Raw genomic sequence first — 17,236 nt, forward strand, 5'->3', positions numbered from 1 at the left:
GGCAATTATTCCATGGCTGTTGCTGTACCCACCTTCGTCAATGTCGGCGAGAGGACGAATGTCACTGGCTCCGCGCGCTTCCGCAAGCTGATCACGGAGGGCGACTATGCCGAGGCTGTCTCGGTCGCCCGCCAGCAGGTCGAGAACGGCGCCCAGGTGATCGACGTCAATATGGACGAGGGTCTGCTCGACAGTGTCGAGGCGATGACTGTCTTCCTGCGCATGATCGCCGGCGAGCCCGATGTGGCTCGCGTGCCGGTAATGATAGACAGTTCGAAATGGGAGGTGATCGAGGCCGGTCTGCAGAATGTGCAGGGCAAGGCGATCGTCAACTCGATCAGCCTGAAAGAGGGCGAGGACCAGTTCCGCGAACACGCCGGGAAATGCCTGGCCTATGGCGCCGCCGTGGTGGTCATGGCCTTCGACGAGACCGGTCAGGCCGATACCGCCGACCGGAAGTTCGAGATCTGCGAGCGGGCCTACAAGATCCTTGTCGACGAGATCGGTTTTCCGCCCGAGGATATCATCTTCGACCCCAACATCTTTGCTGTCGCGACGGGGATCGAGGAGCACAATAACTACGCGGTCGATTTCATCGAGGCGACGAAGCGGATCCGCGAGAACCTGCCCGGCTGTCACGTCTCCGGCGGCCTGTCGAACATCTCATTCTCTTTCCGTGGCAATGAACCGGTCCGCCGGGCCATGCATTCGGTCTTCCTCTATCACGCCATCAAGGCGGGGATGGATATGGGCATCGTCAATGCCGGCCAGCTCGACATCTATGACGATATCGATCCGGAGCTGCGCGAGCTGGTCGAGGACGTTATCCTCAATCGCCGCGATGACTCCACGGACCGCTTGCTCGAGGCGGCCGAGCAGTATCGCGGGCAGGGCGGCGGCAAGGGCAAGGAACGTGACCTTTCCTGGCGCGAGGCTGCGGTCGGCGACCGTATCCGGCACGCCCTCGTGCACGGGATCAACGAGTTCATTGTCGAGGACACCGAAGAGGCGCGCCAGCAGTTCGACCGTCCCCTGCATGTGATCGAAGGTCCGCTGATGGACGGGATGAACGTCGTCGGCGACCTGTTCGGCGACGGCAAGATGTTCCTGCCCCAGGTGGTGAAGTCGGCGCGCGTGATGAAGCAGGCCGTGGCTCACCTCATTCCTTTCATGGAAGAGGAGAAAGAGGCGGCAGGCGAGGACCAGTCGTCCAATGGCCGCATCGTGCTCGCGACGGTGAAGGGCGATGTCCACGATATCGGCAAGAATATCGTCGGCGTTGTGCTGCAGTGTAATGGCTATGATGTGATCGATCTGGGCGTGATGGTGCCCTGCGAGAAAATCCTGGAAACCGCCCGCCAGGAAAAGGCCGACGTGATCGGTCTGTCCGGACTGATCACGCCCTCGCTCGACGAGATGGTGTTCGTGGCCTCCGAGATGCAGCGCAAGCAGATCGAGATCCCCCTGCTGATCGGTGGTGCAACGACTTCGCCGGCGCACACGGCGGTGAAGATCGATCCGGCGATCTCGGTCGCGCCCGTGATTCACGTCCTCGACGCCAGTCGCGCAGTCGGTGTGGTGTCCAAACTCCTGTCCGACGGCCGCGACGACTACGCCCGTGATGTGCGCGCCGATCTCGCCAAGATCCGCGAGCGCCGCCTGGCCGCCCGCTCGTCGAAAAAGCGCGTGCCGCTCGCTGAGGCGCGCCGCAAGGGCTGGGATTGCGACTGGTCGCAATACACACCGCCGCGTCCGAACTGGACCGGGGTGAAACGCTTCGAGCCGGAGGTCGCGACGCTGGTCGACTATATCGACTGGACGCCCTTCTTCTTCACCTGGGAAATGAAGGGCAGCTATCCGGCCATCTTCGACGATCCCAATCGGGGCGAGGCCGCCCGGTCGCTGTTCGACGACGCCCAGGCGATGCTGAAACAGATCGTGGATGAAGGCCTGCTCAAGCCGCGCGCGGTCTGCGGTTTCTGGCCGGCCAATCGCGACGGTGATGATGTGGTGCTGTATTCCGATGACAGCCGCAAGACTGTGCTCGACCGTTTCTACGGGCTGCGCCAGCAGGCCGCGAAGTCGAATGACCGGCCGCATCTCAGCCAGTTCGATTTCCTAGCGCCTGAGGGAAAAGAAGACTGGATCGGCGGGTTTGCCGTCACCGCCGGTGACAATCCCGACGTGCTTGCGGCCTTCGAGAAGGCCAAGGACGACTACAGCGCCATCATGTTCAAGGCGCTGTCGGATCGCCTGGCCGAAGCCGCGGCGGAATGGCTGCACGAGGAAGTGCGCAAACACCATTGGGGTTATGCGCCGGACGAAGCCCACTCCAAGCGCGAGCTGATCGAGGAAGCCTATGCCGGCATCCGCCCGGCGCCGGGCTATCCTTCACAGCCTGACCACACCGAAAAGGTCACGCTCTTCAAACTCCTCGACGCGCCCGAGAATGCAGGTATCAGCCTGACCAACTCCTTCGCGATGACACCGGCCTCATCGGTTTCGGGTGTCTACCTCTCTCATCCGGACAGCCACTATTTCGCCGTCGGCCGGATCGAGCGTGACCAGGTCGAGGACTACGCAGCGCGCAAGGGCTGGACGGTCGAGGAATGCGAGCGGATGCTGGCCCCGATCCTGGACTATGCGCCGGGTGCGCAGAGCGCGGCCTGATCCGCCTGATTCAGCGTATGCTTGGACATTGCCGGGCGTTTGGGCCATATCCGCCAACCTGAGCTGACGGAGACTGTGCATGCGCCTCGCCTTTTTCGGAGATATCGTCGGAAAGACCGGGCGCCGGGCCGTCGAGGACCATCTGCCCGATTTGCGCAAGCGTCTGGCGCTCGACTTCGTGGTGATCAATGCCGAAAACGCGGCGGCGGGTTTCGGTATCACCGAGCGGATCTGCAATCAGCTGTTCGATCTTGGCGCTGACGTCATCACGCTGGGGAATCACGCTTGGGACCAGCGCGAGGCGCTGAGCTATATCGAGCGGGAACCGCGCCTTCTGCGCCCGGCCAACTATCCGGTGGGATCGACGCCGGGAGCCGGCGCCAATCTCTACGATCTGCCGGACGGTCGCCGCATCCTGGTGATCAACGCCATGGGCAATCTCTTCATGGAGACGCTGGACGATCCGTTCGCGGCGGTTGAGCGGGAACTGGCTGCGGCACCCATGGGCGTGGTCGCAGATACGGTGCTGCTGGACTTCCACGGCGAGGCGACCAGCGAGAAGATGGCGATGGGCGTGTTCTGCGACGGCCGGGCCAGTCTCGTGGTCGGCACGCATACGCATGTGCCGACTTCGGACACGCGTATCCTGCCGGGCGGTACGGCCTATCAGACCGATGCCGGCATGTGCGGCGACTATGACAGTGTCATCGGTATGGACAAGGAAGAGCCCCTGCGCCGCTTCACCACGCGCATGCGTTCGGGCCGCTTCGAGCCGGCCACCGGAGAGGCGACCTTGTGCGGCGTCTTCGTCGAGACGGACGATGCGACTGGCCTGGCTGTGCGGTGCGAACCTGTGCGGATTGGTGGCCAGCTTGCGGAATTTATTCCCGGTTGATGTGACAAAAATGATGCGTCGCGGCGGTTTCTTCCATTTCCAGCCGCTCGCCTCGCTTGATCGTCTGCCCCCCTTCGCTAGCGTGACGAGACCGGATTATGCGGCCTGCCCGCAGTGATGTCCGGTGCCGGCCAGGCGCGCGCCGCTCAGGCGGATCGGACTGCGCACACGATGGATCGCTCTGGGCCGGCATGCGTTCGCGGATGGGGGGAATGATTCTTGCGTGTGATGCCAGTCAGGTCAGTAAGTGCGGGGGAATTCATGTTCAAGCAGACGATCCGCTTCGAACGCGCGCAGGACGCCTATGTGTTCGATCGGCACATGACGGATTTTCTCCGGCTGTGCGACAAGGAAACAGCACAGGGCGATGACGAGGCGTGTGTCTTCACGACGCGGCTTGAGGACGACGGGGCCTATATACGCGTGGTTCAGACAGACAATGCCGACGTGCTCGGCCGCTTTCTGGCCTATCTGTCGGTTCACGATTTCCCGCCGGCGGCGGAAAGCGGGTTCCGCAAGGAACGCTATTACCTCTAGCTCCGGGGCGCCAGGCTTGGCCATGTCACGCGGTGTGGCAGCCTCATACCGGTTTTTCCTGAGATAGGGCCTTGATCTGAAGCGTTTGCACGGGATGATGCTGCCGCAGGAAACTCCGGGGGAGCGCGTGGCCCGTATCGTACCAGTGATCATGTCCGGCGGTTCCGGAACGCGGCTATGGCCGCTCTCACGTACTGCGCATCCCAAACAACTCCACGCATTGGTGTCCGACGGGACGATGCTCCAGGAGACCGTTCGCCGCGTCTCCGGCGGGGGGGAGCGATATCGTTTCGAGGCGCCGGTTGTCGTCCTCAATGAACGCCAGTGCGACCTGGCCCGGTCGCAGCTCGAAGCTATGGGTGCCGGTGGCGTGCGCCTGGTGGTGGAACCGGCGGGGCGGAATACGGCGCCGGTAGCAGCGGTGGCTGCAGAGCTGGTTCGACGCGAGCATGGCGAGGACGCGCTGATCCTGTTGCTTCCGGCTGACCATCACATTCGCGATGCTGCCGGCTTCAGAGCCGCGGTCGCAACCGGTGCAGGGCTTGCCGAGAACGGCCACATTATCACCTTCGGCATCCAGCCCGAGCGTCCGGAAACCGGCTATGGCTATATCCGCCGGGGGGAGGCGCTGGACGGCGGCTATCGCGTCAGGGCTTTCACGGAGAAGCCCGACCTGGAGCGCGCCAAGGGCTTCCTGGCCGATGGCGGCTATTACTGGAATGCCGGCATTTTCCTGTTCGAAGCCGGTCGTCTTGCTGCCGAGATGTCGCAGCACTGCCCGGATGTTCTGTCGGCCAGCCGGGCCGCTGTCGAAGCTTCCGCCGGCGATTCGTCTACGCTGACACTCGATGCGGCTGCGTTTTCGGCCTGCCCGTCCATATCCTTCGACTATGCCGTCATGGAACGCACGGAGAATGCGGCCGTCGTGCCGGCCGATATCGGTTGGTCGGACGTGGGCGCCTGGGGGGCGCTCTGGGACATCGCCGAACGTGACGAGGCCGGCAATGCAACGCGTGGTGACGTCGATCTCGTCGATACGCGTGGCAGTTATGTGTTGTCGACGGGCCGGAAGGTCGGCGTGATCGGTGTTGACGATCTCGTTGTGGTCGAGACGCCCGATGCTGTTCTGGTCGTGCGCCGGGAAGCCGGCCAATCGGTCAAGTCGATCGTCGAGGCGCTGCAGGCTGCGGGACGGGCAGACCTGCTCTGACGGGCAATTCGGCTTGGGTCGGGCGCGTCGTCTTGTGTCGTGAGCAGTGGCCATCGCCGTTCAATCTGAGTATGCAGTGACCCTCAAATCCGCAGGAAGAGGGATTGTCACCATGGCCGGACACTCCAAATGGGCCAATATCCAGCACCGCAAAGGGCGCCAGGACAAGCTGCGCTCCAAGCTGTTCTCGCGTTTGTCGAAGGAAATTTCGATTGCCGCGAAAATGGGCGGCCCTGACCCGGACGCCAATCCCCGTCTGCGCCTGGCGGTTTCCAATGCCAAGGGCCAGTCGATGCCCAAGGACAACATCCAGCGCGCCATCGACAAGGCGTCCGGCGGAGACAGCGAAGCCTACGAAGACATTCGCTATGAAGGTTTCGGTCCGGCCGGGATCGGCGTTATCGTGGAAGTGTCCACCGACAACCGCAACCGTGCCGCCGCCGAGGTGCGCACGGCCTTCGCCAAGAATGGCGGGAATATGGGCGAGACCGGTTCGGTCGCCTTCATGTTCGATAATGTCGGCGAGATCCGCTATCCGCTCTCCAAGGCGGATGAGGACACGATGATGGAAGCCGCCATCGAGGCTGGCGCGGAGGATGTTACTTCTGAAGCCGGTGACGAGGATGAGGAAGGCGAGCACATCATCTATACGGCGCGCGAGGATCTGATGGACGTCGTGACCGCCCTGTCGGGCACGTTCGACGACCCGTCCTCGGCCAAGCTCATCTGGAAGCCGCAGAACCTCATCGAGGTGACGGGCGACAAGGTTGCGACGCTGATGAAGATGATGGAAGCTCTGGAAGATTGCGACGACGTCCAGAACGTCTACGCCAATTTCGACGTTTCCGACGAGGACATGGCCGCCCTGGGCTGATAGGACCTCCTTTCGGGGGCAGTTTGCCGGGGACATCCATGGAGCACGCACGCCGTTTCGCCGACTGGGGCCGCAGCCAGGCACTGCCTTTCTGGGCAGGGCGGGGGTGGGACCGTCGCAATGGTGGCTTTTTCGAAACGCTTGACATGGACGGCGCCGGCATAGCCGGTGACATCCGGCGTGTGCGGGCCCAGGCTCGGCAGGCCTATGTCTTTGCCCGCGCTGCCTGTGAAGGCTGGCTCGACCGCACTGATCTTGCCGAAGCCGGTCTGGACCGCCTGGCGCGGATTGGCTGGTCGCCTGACGGTCAGCCGGGCTGGGTGCATCTGGTGCATGATGATGGCCGTGTCGCCGATAGCCGGCGCGATTTCTACGATCACGCCTTCATCATCCTGGCGGCAGCCTGGGTCTGGAAGGCGACCGGTGCCCGGCGCTTCCTCGACATGGCACACGAAACGCTCGCCTTTCTCGACACACACATGCCGGCCGATCACGGGGGGTACCGCGAGGCGATCGGCGCGCCGCTCCTGCCCCGGCGGCAAAACCCGCACATGCATCTCTTCGAAGCCTTGCTGTCGCTTTACGAGCTGACAGGCGAGACCGCGCTGGTGCCGCGGATCGAGGCGATCAAGCGCCTTTTCGATCGCCATTTCTTTGTGGCCGAGACCGGGCTGCTGCGGGAGTTCTTCGAACCGGACTGGCAGCCGCATGGCGAAAAGGGCGCCCATGTCGAGCCGGGGCACTGGTGCGAATGGACGTGGCTGCTTGCCGAGTACGCCCGCCTTCTGGAGCGGGACGCGGACCCGGCCGGGCCGGTGCTCTACCGGCGTGCCATGGAACAGGGCCGCAGCGCCCCGACTGGCTTGCTGATGGCGGGCATGACGACAGAGGGCGTCGTCATCGACGCCCGTTCGCGCACCTGGATGCAGACCGAGTGGGTCCGGGCGGCCGCGGTCGCGGGCAGCCGCGCCGAACTCGACCAGGCTTGCAGTGCGCTCGTTCGCTGGCACCTTGAAGGTGTGGTTCCGGGCGGCTGGATCGACAAGCGGGGTGCAGACGGCGAGGATCTGGCATCGGGTATGCCGGCCTCGACACTCTATCACCTCGTGGGTGCTCTGGCGGAAGTTGAACGCCATCTCTGAGCGCGGTTCATATTATCTTGTGTGAGCGCTAACTCTACGGCCTCGAGCTGACCGAAAGACGGGATATTCATGGTGTTGACGTCCGACCTTGCCGCCCATGCCGAACGCCTCGGCAAAGTCCCTCTGCGCACACTTGCCGACAGTGGAGAGCCACGTTCGAGCCGACTGCTCGCCCGGGCCGCGGGCATCGAGTTCGACGCGTCGAAGCAGAGGCTGGACGAGGCGGCGTTCAACGCGCTTGTGAGGGCAGCGCGCGAAGCCGGGCTCGAAGCGAAGCGCGACAAGCTCTTGTCGGGCGGTGTGGTGAACCCGACCGAGGACCGGCCCGCCCTGCACATGGCCTACCGCCATGGCGCCAGGATATCCGGCACCCCCGAGGCGCAGCTTGTCGACCGGACCCAGGCCCAGACGCGCGCCTTTGCGGAGACAGTCCGGTCCGGAGATTATGCGCCTTCGGGCCGGCCGATCACCCGCGTCGTCAATATCGGTATCGGCGGATCGGATCTGGGCCCGCGGCTTGTGGCGGACGCCCTGTCGGACCTCGCCGGTGACGGGCCCGAGCTGCGCTTTGTGGCCTCGCTCGATCCGAGCGATCTGAAACAGGCTGTGTCGGGCGCCGAGCCGGAGGCGATCCTGTTCGTGGTGGCGTCGAAATCATTCTCGACCCAGGAAACGCTGATGTCGGCCGAGGCCGCCCGCGACTGGCTCGAAGGGCATGTCGGGCCCCAGCGCGCCGGTGCCCATTTCGTTGCCGCCTCGGCGGCCCCGGACAAGGCCCGGGCGTTTGGCATCGCACCGGAGCATGTGTTCGATTTTCCGGACTGGGTAGGTGGGCGCTATTCGGTCTGGAGTGCTGTCGGGCTCGCGCTGGAAATCGGGCTGGGTCCGGACCTGTTCGAGGACTTCCGGGCGGGGGCCCGCGACATGGATGCGCATTTTGCCGTCGCGCCGCTGGAAGAGAATATTCCGGTCCTAAAAGGACTGATTGATGCCTGGAACCGGGTGGCGCTGGGCTATCCCACCCGGTGTGTTGCGGCCTACTCGGCGCGCCTGGGCAAGCTGGCCGACTATTTCCAGCAGCTGGAAATGGAATCGCTCGGCAAGTCCGTGACGCTGGACAACCGCCCGGCCCCAACGCCCGGCGGGGCGCTCGTCTGGGGCGGAATTGGCACCGAAATCCAGCATTCCTTCTTCCAGTGGCTGCATCAGGGCAGGGATGTCGTGCCGGTCGACTTCATTGGCATTGCACGGCATTTCGCCAGTGATGATTCGCGCGAGCGGGCACTGGCGGCCAATATGGCGGCCCAGGGGGCGGCATTGCTGGATGGCCGGCAGGTCGATCCGAAGGATGAGCCCCTGCTGGCGGCGCACAAATCCATGCCGGGCGGGCGTCCATCGAACACGATTTTGCTCGACGACCTGTCCGCTCGCACGCTGGGGGCCCTTATCGCCTTGCAGGAGCACAAGGTTTTCGTCGAGAGCGTGATGTACGAGATCAATCCCTTTGACCAATGGGGCGTCGAGCTGGGAAAAGTTCTGACCAAGGGGATTTTGGACGGCGAGATATCCGAGTATGACGCCTCGACTCGTGCCCTTCTTGCCCGTACGGGTCTGATACAGGACTAATGCCGGCGGTCCCGCGCCGGTGTCCGACCGGCCGACCAGTGGAGATCGCCGCATGAAAGCACCGAACGGAACCTCGCTCACGGCGATGGCGAACGCCATCCGTGCCCTGTCCATGGATGCCGTCCAGGCTGCCAATTCGGGCCACCCCGGCATGCCGATGGGCATGGCTGACGTGGCGACTGTTCTTTGGTCGCGCCACATGAAGTTCGATCCGGCGGCGCCGGCCTGGGCTGATCGGGACCGTTTTGTGCTCTCCGCGGGCCACGGCTCGATGCTGATCTATTCGCTCCTCCACCTGACCGGGTTCGAGGACATGACGATGGATCAGATCAAACAGTTCCGGCAGCTCGACTCGCTGACGGCCGGCCACCCGGAATATGGCCACACGCCGGGTGTCGAGGCGACGACCGGGCCGCTGGGGCAGGGTATCTCCATGTCCGTCGGCATGGCTCTGGCCGAGCGTATGATGAATGCCCGCTATGGCGACGACCTCGTCGATCACCGCACCTGGGTGATCGCATCGGATGGCGATCTGCAGGAAGGCATCAGCCACGAGGCAATCTCGCTGGCCGGCCATCTCGGTCTGAATCGTCTTTGCGTCCTCTGGGACGACAACGAGATCTCGATCGACGGACCGACGCAGCTTTCGGAGTCGACCGATGTCCTCAAGCGCTTCGAGGCAGCCAACTGGGCCGTCTCGCGTATCGACGGGCACGATATGGAGGCGATTGACGCGGCGCTCGAGGCGGCGAAGACGAGCGACAAGCCGGTCCTGATCGCCTGTCGTACGACGATCGGCTATGGCGCGCCGACCAAGGCCGGCACCGCTGGCAGCCACGGTTCGCCGCTGGGTCCGGACGAGATCGCCGGCACGCGCAAGGCCCTGGGCTGGGATCACCCGGCTTTCGAAGTGCCGTCCGATATTGTCGATGCCTGGCGTTCGGCCGGATCGCCGGATGCGCATGCAGCCTGGCGTGATCGTCTGGCCGATCATGACAAGGCCGATGCTTTCGTGGCCCAGCTGTCCGGCGAGCCGGGCGAAGCAGAGTTGGCGGCGATGGCAGACTGGCGCCGCAAGATGGCCGAGGAGAAGCCGGCGCTGGCGACCCGGGCCTCGTCCGGTCAGGCTCTGGGCGCGATCATCGATACCTGGCCCGGTCTTGTCGGCGGTTCCGCCGACCTCACCGGATCCAACCTCACCAAGACGCCGGATGTCGGTGTGGTGAAAGCAGGCGATTATGCCGGCCAGTACATCCATTTCGGTGTGCGCGAACACGGCATGGCAGCGTGCGCGAACGGCATGTCACTGCATGGCGGCTTCCGTCCGCACGTGGCTACCTTCCTTGTGTTTTCCGATTATTGCCGCCCGTCGATCCGCATGTCGGCGCTGATGCAGCAACCGGTCATCTATGTGATGACCCACGATTCGATCGGTCTGGGTGAAGACGGGCCGACCCACCAGCCGGTGGAAACGCTGGCGGCTCTGCGCGCGATCCCCAATGTCGAGGTTTTCCGCCCCTGCGACGCGCTTGAGACCGCCGAAGCCTGGGAAGCCGCGCTGACGCGTCTCGATGGCCCGACCGTGCTTGCCCTGTCGCGCCAGAAACTGCCGCATCTGCGTTCTGACGATGGTGCCGAGAACCTGTCGGCGCGTGGCGCCTACACCCTGGTTGACAGCGATGGCGCACCTGACGTCCTGCTGATCGCGACGGGATCGGAAGTGTCGCTGGCCGTCGAGGCCGCTGGAACGCTCGCCGGCGAGGGTATCGCTGCACGTGTGGTGTCCGCGCCCTGTGTCGACCGTTTCCTCGCCCAGGATGCCGGCTATCAGGACGCAGTGCTGCCGCAGGGCGTTCCCTGCGTCGCCGCAGAAGCCGCGCTGCGCTATGGCTGGGATGCTGTCATCGGACGTGGCGGGGCGTTCGTCGGCATGAGCGGATTTGGTGCCAGTGCGCCGGCCGAGACGCTTTACGAGCACTTCGGTATCACCGCAGACGCGATTGCGGTGGCCGCGCGCGGTCTGGTGCGGGGCTAGATAACGGTTCTGCGACCCAATGGCGGTCAGTCGTCGAGCGATACCGGCGCGCCGGTATCGCCGGCGGCATCCGACTCGTCCGGAGAAAAGTGGATCAGGTGGCCGCGATCCGTCGTGCCGATCCAGAAGCTTCCATCTGGCGCCTGGGCCGTCTTGGACAGATAGCCAAGGCGCCCGTCGGGATCATGCCAGCTTTCCAGTGCCTCGCCGGTTTCCGGGTCGAGCGCAAGAATGAAGGCGCGTGGCGGGCCGCCTCCGGGCCGCAGCCATTCCGGCACTTTCATGAGCAGTTGCGTGATACGCGGATGGCGGTGCAGGAAGGAAAGCAATGGCACGCGCGGTGATGGCATTGTAACGATCACCCGGCCACGGCTGTCTGTTGCCAGCCCGTCCGGCATTCCGGGCAGATTATCGACGAATATCTCTTTGCTGCCCGCCTTGGGGCCGTCGATCCAGATTCTCACAATGCGGTATCGGAAAGTCTCGGTTACCAGCACGGACCGTCCGTCCGCAGCCAGTTCGATCCCGTTGGGGTAGTGAAGCCGGCTGCGGACGAGCCGGGTCTGGTGTGTGGCCGGATCCCAGACATAGAGCGCGCCGCTGGGCCGGTTTTCCAGCATGTCGTAGAAGTGGCCGTTGCGATTTCTGCTGTGGCCCCACCGGGTCGAGGAGTCGGTGAAGAAAATTTGGCCGCCCGGCGCAGCAGCAAGATCATTCACATAGCCGAACGGGTGTGCCGGCGCTCCGGAGCTGACGAGCGTGTTGTGGCCCGTCTCGATGTTGAGTGCGTGCAGGCCGGAGATTGCCGCGATACCCAAAACCTCCGGAGTGATCCATTCGAGGCCGAGTATCAGCGTCTCCGAGACATGTGCAACGTCCTCGATGACCGGTTCACGGCCGCCGTCCCGGGGCGAAAGCCGCATGATATGGCCGTCAGTGGTGCCGTAGTAGATTGTACCATTTGCCGATACAGCAACGCCCTCGGCGCTCCCCCGCGGGCCGGCATCAATGGTAATGGCGCTGGCCAAAGCGCCATTGGGTGCCAGAACGCCTGTCATCGCGGGCGCTTCAGGGGCGTCCCAGCGGGTCGGGCTTATCGGCGAGGGCCACATCCACCATAACAAGGTAAACGCGGCCAGGCAGCCGAGCAGGATGAGGGTCAGTCTAAGACGCATGCGCTCGCCGGTTCGTTACGGAAATTGCACGCCCCGACAGTCGCGGTCCGTGCGCTGGGCCCGCATGTAGAGTTAGAGCTGTATCCCCTGCAAGGCGAAAACAGGTACTGAATTATGACCTGAGGTGTCAGGTCGCGTCCGGGACGATCAGGCCGAAGGCGTGCAGCTTGCCCAGCGCATCGCGCGCCGCATCCGGATCAAGCCCGGTGAAGGTTTCCAGAGAAATCGTTCCGCCGTCCAGCAGGGTGTGCAGGCCCGGCTCGGCCGCCGCCGGGAAGCGTACCTCTCCGCCGGCGGTCACAATCACCACATCGTCACCATCGCTGGCCAGACGCCAGGGCACGAAAGCGCGAAGCCGGAAGTTGCGTCCCGGCTCGGACGGCGCGGCAAAGGCGGAAATCGTACCGCGAACATCCGGCATTCGGGACCGAATGAAGGTGTCGGCAAACAGGTCCATCGCATCGTCCAACCTGGCTTCGCTGGCGAGGGTTTCGGCCAGGCTGGCAAAGTGAGCCTGGGCATCGGTGCGATCAAAGTCCGGGCGCGCATAGCCGACGGGGAGGGAGCGACGGAAAGCGGGATGACGCAGCGCCACTTCGGACACCGCTTCCAGCATCAGGTCGGCCCAGGTTTTCACGATCAGTCCGAGCGTGATGTGCAGCGAGGGGGCGTCGCCATGGGTCGAGGCGTCGTGCATCAGGCCGCGCGGGACATAGGCGCATTCGCCGGCCTTCAGGACAAACTCCTCCACCGGTTCCCCGACCTTGTGGTCGTCCGGACGGAAGCCTTCGCCGCGATAGGGATTCTCGACGGGCGTGTCGTACAGGCGCCAATACTTCTCGCCGGATACCTGGAGGACGAAGACATCATGGTCGTCGTAATGCGTACGGAAGCCCTGATTGTGCGGCGGTGTGAGGTAGATATTGGTCTGCACCTGGCAGGAGAGCAGCGCCTCCATCGCCCGGCAGAACGTGCCGAGGACCGGATCGCTCATGTGGAGCTGCGGCAGAATGATCGTCGCGCCGCGGCGATACTGGTCGGCCACGCCGCCCGGATCGATAAAACCGGTCTCGAACGTGAAATCCTCCGGCCGCACCGGCGGCTCGGAACGCGCCATGTCCAGAGATCCGGCGCGCAGGTCGCGTGAGGCAATCAACGCATCGATACGCTCGATCGACAGCAGGCCTTCATAGCGCGCGGGCTCGTCGCGATGGACGATCAGCGCCTTGCGCTCATGATATTCACGAAAAAAGGTCTCGGCGTCGAACGGAGCAATGAGGCTGGCGATCGGGTCGTCCAGCCAGGCAGGTCGGGACATGGAGAAGGGCTCGCTGTCTGATGCGATCAAGGGCGCGGGTGTTTTCCGGGGCGGGTGTTTTCCGGGGACGTCGGGGTATCAGCAATACCGGCCATTGCCGACTGGGTCGGCATAGCTGCCTGTGTCGCTGTCGGTGCAGCCGGAATTGTAGCCGCCGCGGCCATTGCCCGGCGGATCGGCATACCGTCCCGAGTCGCTGTCCGTGATGCCCGAGCCATACCCGCCACGGCCCCGGCCGACCGGGTCGGCATAATTGCCGGTGTCACTGTCGGTCACGCCCGTGCTGCCGCGGCCGGCGCCCGGAGGGTCAGCATAGTTGCCGGTATCGCTGTCGGTAACGCCACCGCCACGGCCTCGCCCGACCGGGTCCGCATAGTTGCCGGTATCGCGGTCGGTAATGCCACCGCCGCGTCCCTGGCCAGCAGGGTCCGCGTATCGGCCTGTGTCACTGTCGGTGATGCCGCCGCCGCGATAGCCGCGGCCGCCACCAACGGGGTCATAGGGGTCGCTGTCGGTGTAACCGGTCGTCGCGCAGCCCGTGATCGTCCCGACAGCGCCGACGGAAACCGCAGCGCCGGCGACTCGGGTGAGGAAGGAGCGCCGGCTGAGTTTACCGCGCTTGGCCATGGTCTGCCTCCTTCCGGTCAGTAGCCGGGACGGCCACGGCCTACGGCGTCCGCGCAGGAGCCGGTGTCGCTGTCAGTCGTGCCGCCACGTACGGGGCCACGCCCGCGGCCGCCCGGGTCGGCGCAGGAACCGCTGTCGGAATCGGTGAAGCTGTTGCCGGACGAGCCGCGACCATTGCCGGCCGGGTCAGCGTAGCTGCCTGTATCGCTGTCGGTGACGCCTGATGTGCGCGAGCCGCCGCGGCCATAACCGGCGCGGTCGGCGTTGGAGCCGGTGTCGCTGTCTGTCATCCCAGTGCGGCCATAGCCGGCCCGGTCAGCATAACTGCCCGTGTCACTGTCGGTTCGACCCGTATAGTTCTGGGCTTGTGCGCCCCCCGTCACGATCGAGGCGGCGCCTGTCATTGCTGCAGCACCGGCAACGCGCGCCAGGAATGAACGGCGGCTCAGCTTTCCTTTTTTGGCCATATCGGCTCCCCTGCCTTTTGCGGTCCCTCCCCAGGGGCCGACTGTCCCTCTTCAATTCACGCCCCGGGCCGGAGCATGAAGGCCGACAGCAAGCTCCGGTGAAGTCACCAGTAGAGTTCTTGCCGTCTGCTCTCGGGTGTTGCAATCACCGTGCGGGGTGCCCTGCAAACGCCCTTAATTGTTGCAATCATCCCCCGCTGGCAGCGCAAGGTCAAACAAAAACAAGCAAATAATTTGCGTTTTAAATCAGTGTGATGCGGCCAATTTTGAGACGGGCTCGCAAAGTAAATGATAGTGATTTTCATTTGCCTCGGCGGATGCGTGTCAGTCGCAACGGGGCGGGCTTGCGTTCACGGCTTGTTCCGCTGGCCGGTAAGGTGCTAAGGCTGGAGCGAACAGGGGGCGGAATGTCTGCAGCGGTTACTATTCTCGGCATCGATCCCGGCCTGCGCCGGATGGGATGGGGCGTCATCCGTGCGGACGGTACGCGGTTGAGTGCGGTCGCGCACGGCGTCGTGACACCGCCGACCGAGGCGGCGCTTTCCGTTCGGCTCGACCACATCTTCCAGGCCGTGACAGATCTTGTCGCCGAGTACCGCCCGGACGAGTCGGCGATCGAGGAAGCCTTCATGGCGGCGAATGCGGCGTCAGCACTGAAGCTTGGTCATGCGCGGGCTGCGGCACTGCTCGCGCCGGCTCGCGCAGGTCTGCCGGTCAGCGAGTATGCGGCGCGCCTCGTCAAAAAGAGCGTCGTCGGTACTGGCGGGGCCGGCAAGGATCAGGTGGCGGCGATGGTAGGCGTGCTCCTGCCGGGCACGAAGGCGAAGGCCGATGCGGCCGACGCGCTGGCGATCGCCATCTGTCACGCCCATCATCGCAAGGCCGCCAGCATCGGGAGTGCAGCATGATCGGCATGCTCAAGGGTATCGTCGAGGCCGTCGGCGCCGACGAGGCGGTGATCGACGTCAACGGCGTGGGCTATCTCGTCGGCTGCGCCTCGCGCACGCTCGCCCGTCTGGAACCGGGCCAGTCCGTCACGCTGCATATCGAAACCCATGTTCGCGAGGACGCCTTTCGCCTGTTCGGCTTCCTCGAGGATATCGAGCGGGCCTGGTTCGTGCATCTGCAGAACATCCAGGGCGTGGGCGCCAAGGCGGCCTTCGCCATTCTCGACACCGTTCCGGTCTCCGAGATCGCCAATGCGGCTGCGCTGGGGGACACGTCGACCTTCGCCCGCGCCAAGGGTGTCGGGCCGAAACTGGCGACGCGTATCGCAACCGAGCTGAAGGACAAGGCACCGCCGCAGGGGCGCAGCTTCACGATCGGACTGGCGCCGCACGCACCGGAAACGGGGGCAACAGGCGGGTCCGCGCCGGACAAGCCGGTGAAGCCGGTCAATGGCGCCTCGCGCGAAGACGCGGTCTCGGCCCTGACCAATCTGGGCTATCATGAGAGCCTCGCCCGCCAGGCGGTTGCCACCGTTCTGCGGGACAAGGGAGAAGAGGCATCGTTGAATGACGTCATCCGCCTGTCGCTGAAGGAGCTGGCACCGTGATGCGGGCGGCTGCCTCCGGCGCGCGGATCGCTCTGGACCCGGTCTCATGAGCGAGATGTCCGGCAGCGATGATGACGCGCGCCTGGTCGACCAGGGCCCGCAGGCTGGCGATGGACGGGACCGTGCGCTGCGCCCGCTCAGCTTTTCCGACTTCGTGGGCCAGAAGGCGGCGATCGCCAATCTCAAGGTCTTCGTCGAAGCGGCCCGCCGCCGCGAGGAGGCGCTGGACCATGTCCTGCTGTCCGGACCGCCCGGTCTCGGCAAGACCACGCTGGCCCAGATCGTGGCGCGGGAAATGGGGGTCGGCTTCCGGGCGACTTCCGGGCCCGTCATCGCGAAGGCCGGCGATCTGGCCGCCATCCTGACCAATCTGGAACCGCGCGACGTTCTCTTCATCGACGAAATCCACCGGCTTGCCCCCGCCGTCGAGGAAATCCTCTATCCCGCGATGGAGGATTTCTGCCTTGATCTCGTGATCGGCGAGGGGCCCTCAGCCCGCACGGTCCGGATCGAGCTTCCCCCCTTCACCCTCGTCGGCGCGACCACACGGGCCGGCCTCCTGGCAACACCGCTGCGTGACCGGTTTGGCGTGCCCGTGAGGCTGGAATTCTATGACGAGGCCGAGCTCGGCTTCATCGTCTCCCGTGCGGCCAGCAAGTTCGGCATTGACGCGACGCCCGACGGGGCCCGCGAAATCGCGCGCCGGGCCCGCGGCACGCCGCGCGTGGCCGGCCGTCTCTTGCGGCGGGTCCGCGACTTTGCCGAAGCCGAGGGCGCGACCGAAATATCCGCACCCGTTGCCGATCGCGCCCTGGGACGTCTGGAAGTCGATGCGCTGGGGCTGGACAGTCTGGACCGCCGGTATCTCAGGGCGCTGACCGAGAGTTTTGGCGGCGGACCCGTCGGGGTCGAAACGCTCGCCGCGGCGCTCGCTGAAGCGCGCGACGCGCTCGAGGATGTGGTCGAACCTTTCCTCATCCAGCAGGGCTTTATCCAGCGCACGCCGCGCGGGCGTCTGGCAGCCGCGCGTGCATGGGAGCATCTGGGGCTGGCGCCGCCGCAGAGCGGCAGCGGTGGTCAAAGCGGCCTGTTCGGCAAATAGGCC

Annotated in this window: 15 protein-coding genes; 11 read left to right on the plus strand and 4 right to left on the minus strand. The window is 64.8% G+C overall.

Translation table 11 applies throughout. The annotated features are described in order from the left end of the window. Positions 1 to 12 precede the first annotated feature (12 nt). The 8 genes from metH to tkt all read left to right on the plus strand — a co-directional run bounded on the left by metH (position 13) and on the right by tkt (position 10,989). Entirely contained in the window at positions 13 to 2,670 is a 2,658-nt protein-coding gene (metH, locus tag ACXAJV_RS03155; RefSeq protein WP_475081837.1) for a methionine synthase, read from the plus strand. A gap of 79 nt (positions 2,671 to 2,749) precedes the next feature. Next, on the plus strand, positions 2,750 to 3,565 hold the full coding sequence (locus ACXAJV_RS03160; RefSeq protein WP_475081839.1) for a TIGR00282 family metallophosphoesterase: 816 nt from the start codon (positions 2,750 to 2,752) through the stop codon (positions 3,563 to 3,565). Between the two features lie 261 nt (positions 3,566 to 3,826). Next, on the plus strand, positions 3,827 to 4,102 hold the full coding sequence (locus ACXAJV_RS03165; protein ID WP_475081841.1) for a hypothetical protein: 276 nt from the start codon (positions 3,827 to 3,829) through the stop codon (positions 4,100 to 4,102). Between the two features lie 97 nt (positions 4,103 to 4,199). Continuing rightward, a complete protein-coding gene (locus ACXAJV_RS03170; protein ID WP_475083280.1) occupies positions 4,200 to 5,312 on the plus strand; it encodes a mannose-1-phosphate guanylyltransferase/mannose-6-phosphate isomerase in 1,113 nt (370 codons plus the stop codon). Positions 5,313 to 5,424: 112 nt separating this feature from the next. Beyond that, positions 5,425 to 6,186: a YebC/PmpR family DNA-binding transcriptional regulator gene (locus ACXAJV_RS03175; protein WP_475081842.1), complete on the plus strand. Its 762-nt coding sequence runs from the start codon at positions 5,425 to 5,427 to the stop codon at positions 6,184 to 6,186. Positions 6,187 to 6,224: 38 nt separating this feature from the next. Further along, the gene (locus ACXAJV_RS03180; protein ID WP_475081845.1) at positions 6,225 to 7,328 is read left to right on the plus strand and encodes an AGE family epimerase/isomerase; all 1,104 of its coding nucleotides are present in this window, start codon (positions 6,225 to 6,227) and stop codon (positions 7,326 to 7,328) included. A gap of 69 nt (positions 7,329 to 7,397) precedes the next feature. Next, positions 7,398 to 8,954, plus strand: coding sequence for a glucose-6-phosphate isomerase (pgi, locus tag ACXAJV_RS03185; protein WP_475081846.1), 1,557 nt, complete (start codon positions 7,398 to 7,400; stop codon positions 8,952 to 8,954). A 52-nt stretch (positions 8,955 to 9,006) separates the two neighbouring features. Then, positions 9,007 to 10,989, plus strand: a complete 1,983-nt coding sequence (gene tkt, locus ACXAJV_RS03190; protein ID WP_475081848.1) for a transketolase — start codon at positions 9,007 to 9,009, stop codon at positions 10,987 to 10,989. A 26-nt stretch (positions 10,990 to 11,015) separates the two neighbouring features. On the opposite strand, the gene ACXAJV_RS03195 is transcribed toward tkt, so the two are convergent. The 4 genes from ACXAJV_RS03195 to ACXAJV_RS03210 all read right to left on the minus strand — a co-directional run bounded on the left by ACXAJV_RS03195 (position 11,016) and on the right by ACXAJV_RS03210 (position 14,576). Next, positions 11,016 to 12,164 (minus strand): SMP-30/gluconolactonase/LRE family protein, encoded by a 1,149-nt coding sequence (locus ACXAJV_RS03195; RefSeq protein ID WP_475081851.1) that lies wholly within the window; start codon positions 12,162 to 12,164, stop codon positions 11,016 to 11,018. Between the two features lie 127 nt (positions 12,165 to 12,291). Further along, positions 12,292 to 13,482 carry a cupin domain-containing protein gene (locus ACXAJV_RS03200; protein ID WP_475081853.1) on the minus strand — a complete coding sequence of 397 codons (1,191 nt, stop codon included), beginning with the start codon at positions 13,480 to 13,482 and terminating at the stop codon, positions 12,292 to 12,294. Positions 13,483 to 13,560: 78 nt separating this feature from the next. Next, entirely contained in the window at positions 13,561 to 14,109 is a 549-nt protein-coding gene (locus ACXAJV_RS03205) for a hypothetical protein (protein ID WP_475081855.1), read from the minus strand. 17 nt (positions 14,110 to 14,126) lie between these two features. Beyond that, positions 14,127 to 14,576, minus strand: coding sequence for a hypothetical protein (locus ACXAJV_RS03210; RefSeq protein WP_475081857.1), 450 nt, complete (start codon positions 14,574 to 14,576; stop codon positions 14,127 to 14,129). Positions 14,577 to 14,983: 407 nt separating this feature from the next. On the opposite strand from ACXAJV_RS03210, the gene ruvC reads away from it, so the two are divergent. From ruvC to ruvB, 3 genes are read left to right on the plus strand one after another with little or no spacing between them, the layout of a single operon-like run. Next, the gene (gene ruvC, locus ACXAJV_RS03215) at positions 14,984 to 15,484 is read left to right on the plus strand and encodes a crossover junction endodeoxyribonuclease RuvC (protein WP_475081859.1); all 501 of its coding nucleotides are present in this window, start codon (positions 14,984 to 14,986) and stop codon (positions 15,482 to 15,484) included. Continuing rightward, a complete protein-coding gene (gene ruvA / locus ACXAJV_RS03220; RefSeq protein WP_475081861.1) occupies positions 15,481 to 16,131 on the plus strand; it encodes a Holliday junction branch migration protein RuvA in 651 nt (216 codons plus the stop codon). Before ruvC ends, ruvA begins: the two co-directional genes overlap by 4 nt. Before the next feature lie 46 nt (positions 16,132 to 16,177). Further along, positions 16,178 to 17,233 carry a Holliday junction branch migration DNA helicase RuvB gene (gene ruvB, locus ACXAJV_RS03225; RefSeq protein WP_475081864.1) on the plus strand — a complete coding sequence of 352 codons (1,056 nt, stop codon included), beginning with the start codon at positions 16,178 to 16,180 and terminating at the stop codon, positions 17,231 to 17,233. Positions 17,234 to 17,236 lie beyond the last annotated feature (3 nt).

Source organism: Maricaulis sp. ABE4_448, assembly GCF_056160825.1.

Excerpts from the sequence above, each read along its gene's own strand:
- metH (WP_475081837.1), top strand. The coding sequence starts at position 13 with ATGGCTGTTGCTGTACCCACCTTCGTCAATGTCGGCGAGAGGACGAAT.
- ACXAJV_RS03160 (WP_475081839.1), top strand. The coding sequence starts at position 2,750 with ATGCGCCTCGCCTTTTTCGGAGATATCGTCGGAAAGACCGGGCGCCGG.
- ACXAJV_RS03165 (WP_475081841.1), top strand. The coding sequence starts at position 3,827 with ATGTTCAAGCAGACGATCCGCTTCGAACGCGCGCAGGACGCCTATGTG.
- ACXAJV_RS03170 (WP_475083280.1), top strand. The coding sequence starts at position 4,200 with ATGCTGCCGCAGGAAACTCCGGGGGAGCGCGTGGCCCGTATCGTACCA.
- ACXAJV_RS03175 (WP_475081842.1), top strand. The coding sequence starts at position 5,425 with ATGGCCGGACACTCCAAATGGGCCAATATCCAGCACCGCAAAGGGCGC.
- ACXAJV_RS03180 (WP_475081845.1), top strand. The coding sequence starts at position 6,225 with ATGGAGCACGCACGCCGTTTCGCCGACTGGGGCCGCAGCCAGGCACTG.
- pgi (WP_475081846.1), top strand. The coding sequence starts at position 7,398 with ATGGTGTTGACGTCCGACCTTGCCGCCCATGCCGAACGCCTCGGCAAA.
- tkt (WP_475081848.1), top strand. The coding sequence starts at position 9,007 with ATGAAAGCACCGAACGGAACCTCGCTCACGGCGATGGCGAACGCCATC.
- ACXAJV_RS03195 (WP_475081851.1), bottom strand. The coding sequence starts at position 12,164 with ATGCGTCTTAGACTGACCCTCATCCTGCTCGGCTGCCTGGCCGCGTTT.
- ACXAJV_RS03200 (WP_475081853.1), bottom strand. The coding sequence starts at position 13,482 with ATGTCCCGACCTGCCTGGCTGGACGACCCGATCGCCAGCCTCATTGCT.
- ACXAJV_RS03205 (WP_475081855.1), bottom strand. The coding sequence starts at position 14,109 with ATGGCCAAGCGCGGTAAACTCAGCCGGCGCTCCTTCCTCACCCGAGTC.
- ACXAJV_RS03210 (WP_475081857.1), bottom strand. The coding sequence starts at position 14,576 with ATGGCCAAAAAAGGAAAGCTGAGCCGCCGTTCATTCCTGGCGCGCGTT.
- ruvC (WP_475081859.1), top strand. The coding sequence starts at position 14,984 with ATGTCTGCAGCGGTTACTATTCTCGGCATCGATCCCGGCCTGCGCCGG.
- ruvA (WP_475081861.1), top strand. The coding sequence starts at position 15,481 with ATGATCGGCATGCTCAAGGGTATCGTCGAGGCCGTCGGCGCCGACGAG.
- ruvB (WP_475081864.1), top strand. The coding sequence starts at position 16,178 with ATGAGCGAGATGTCCGGCAGCGATGATGACGCGCGCCTGGTCGACCAG.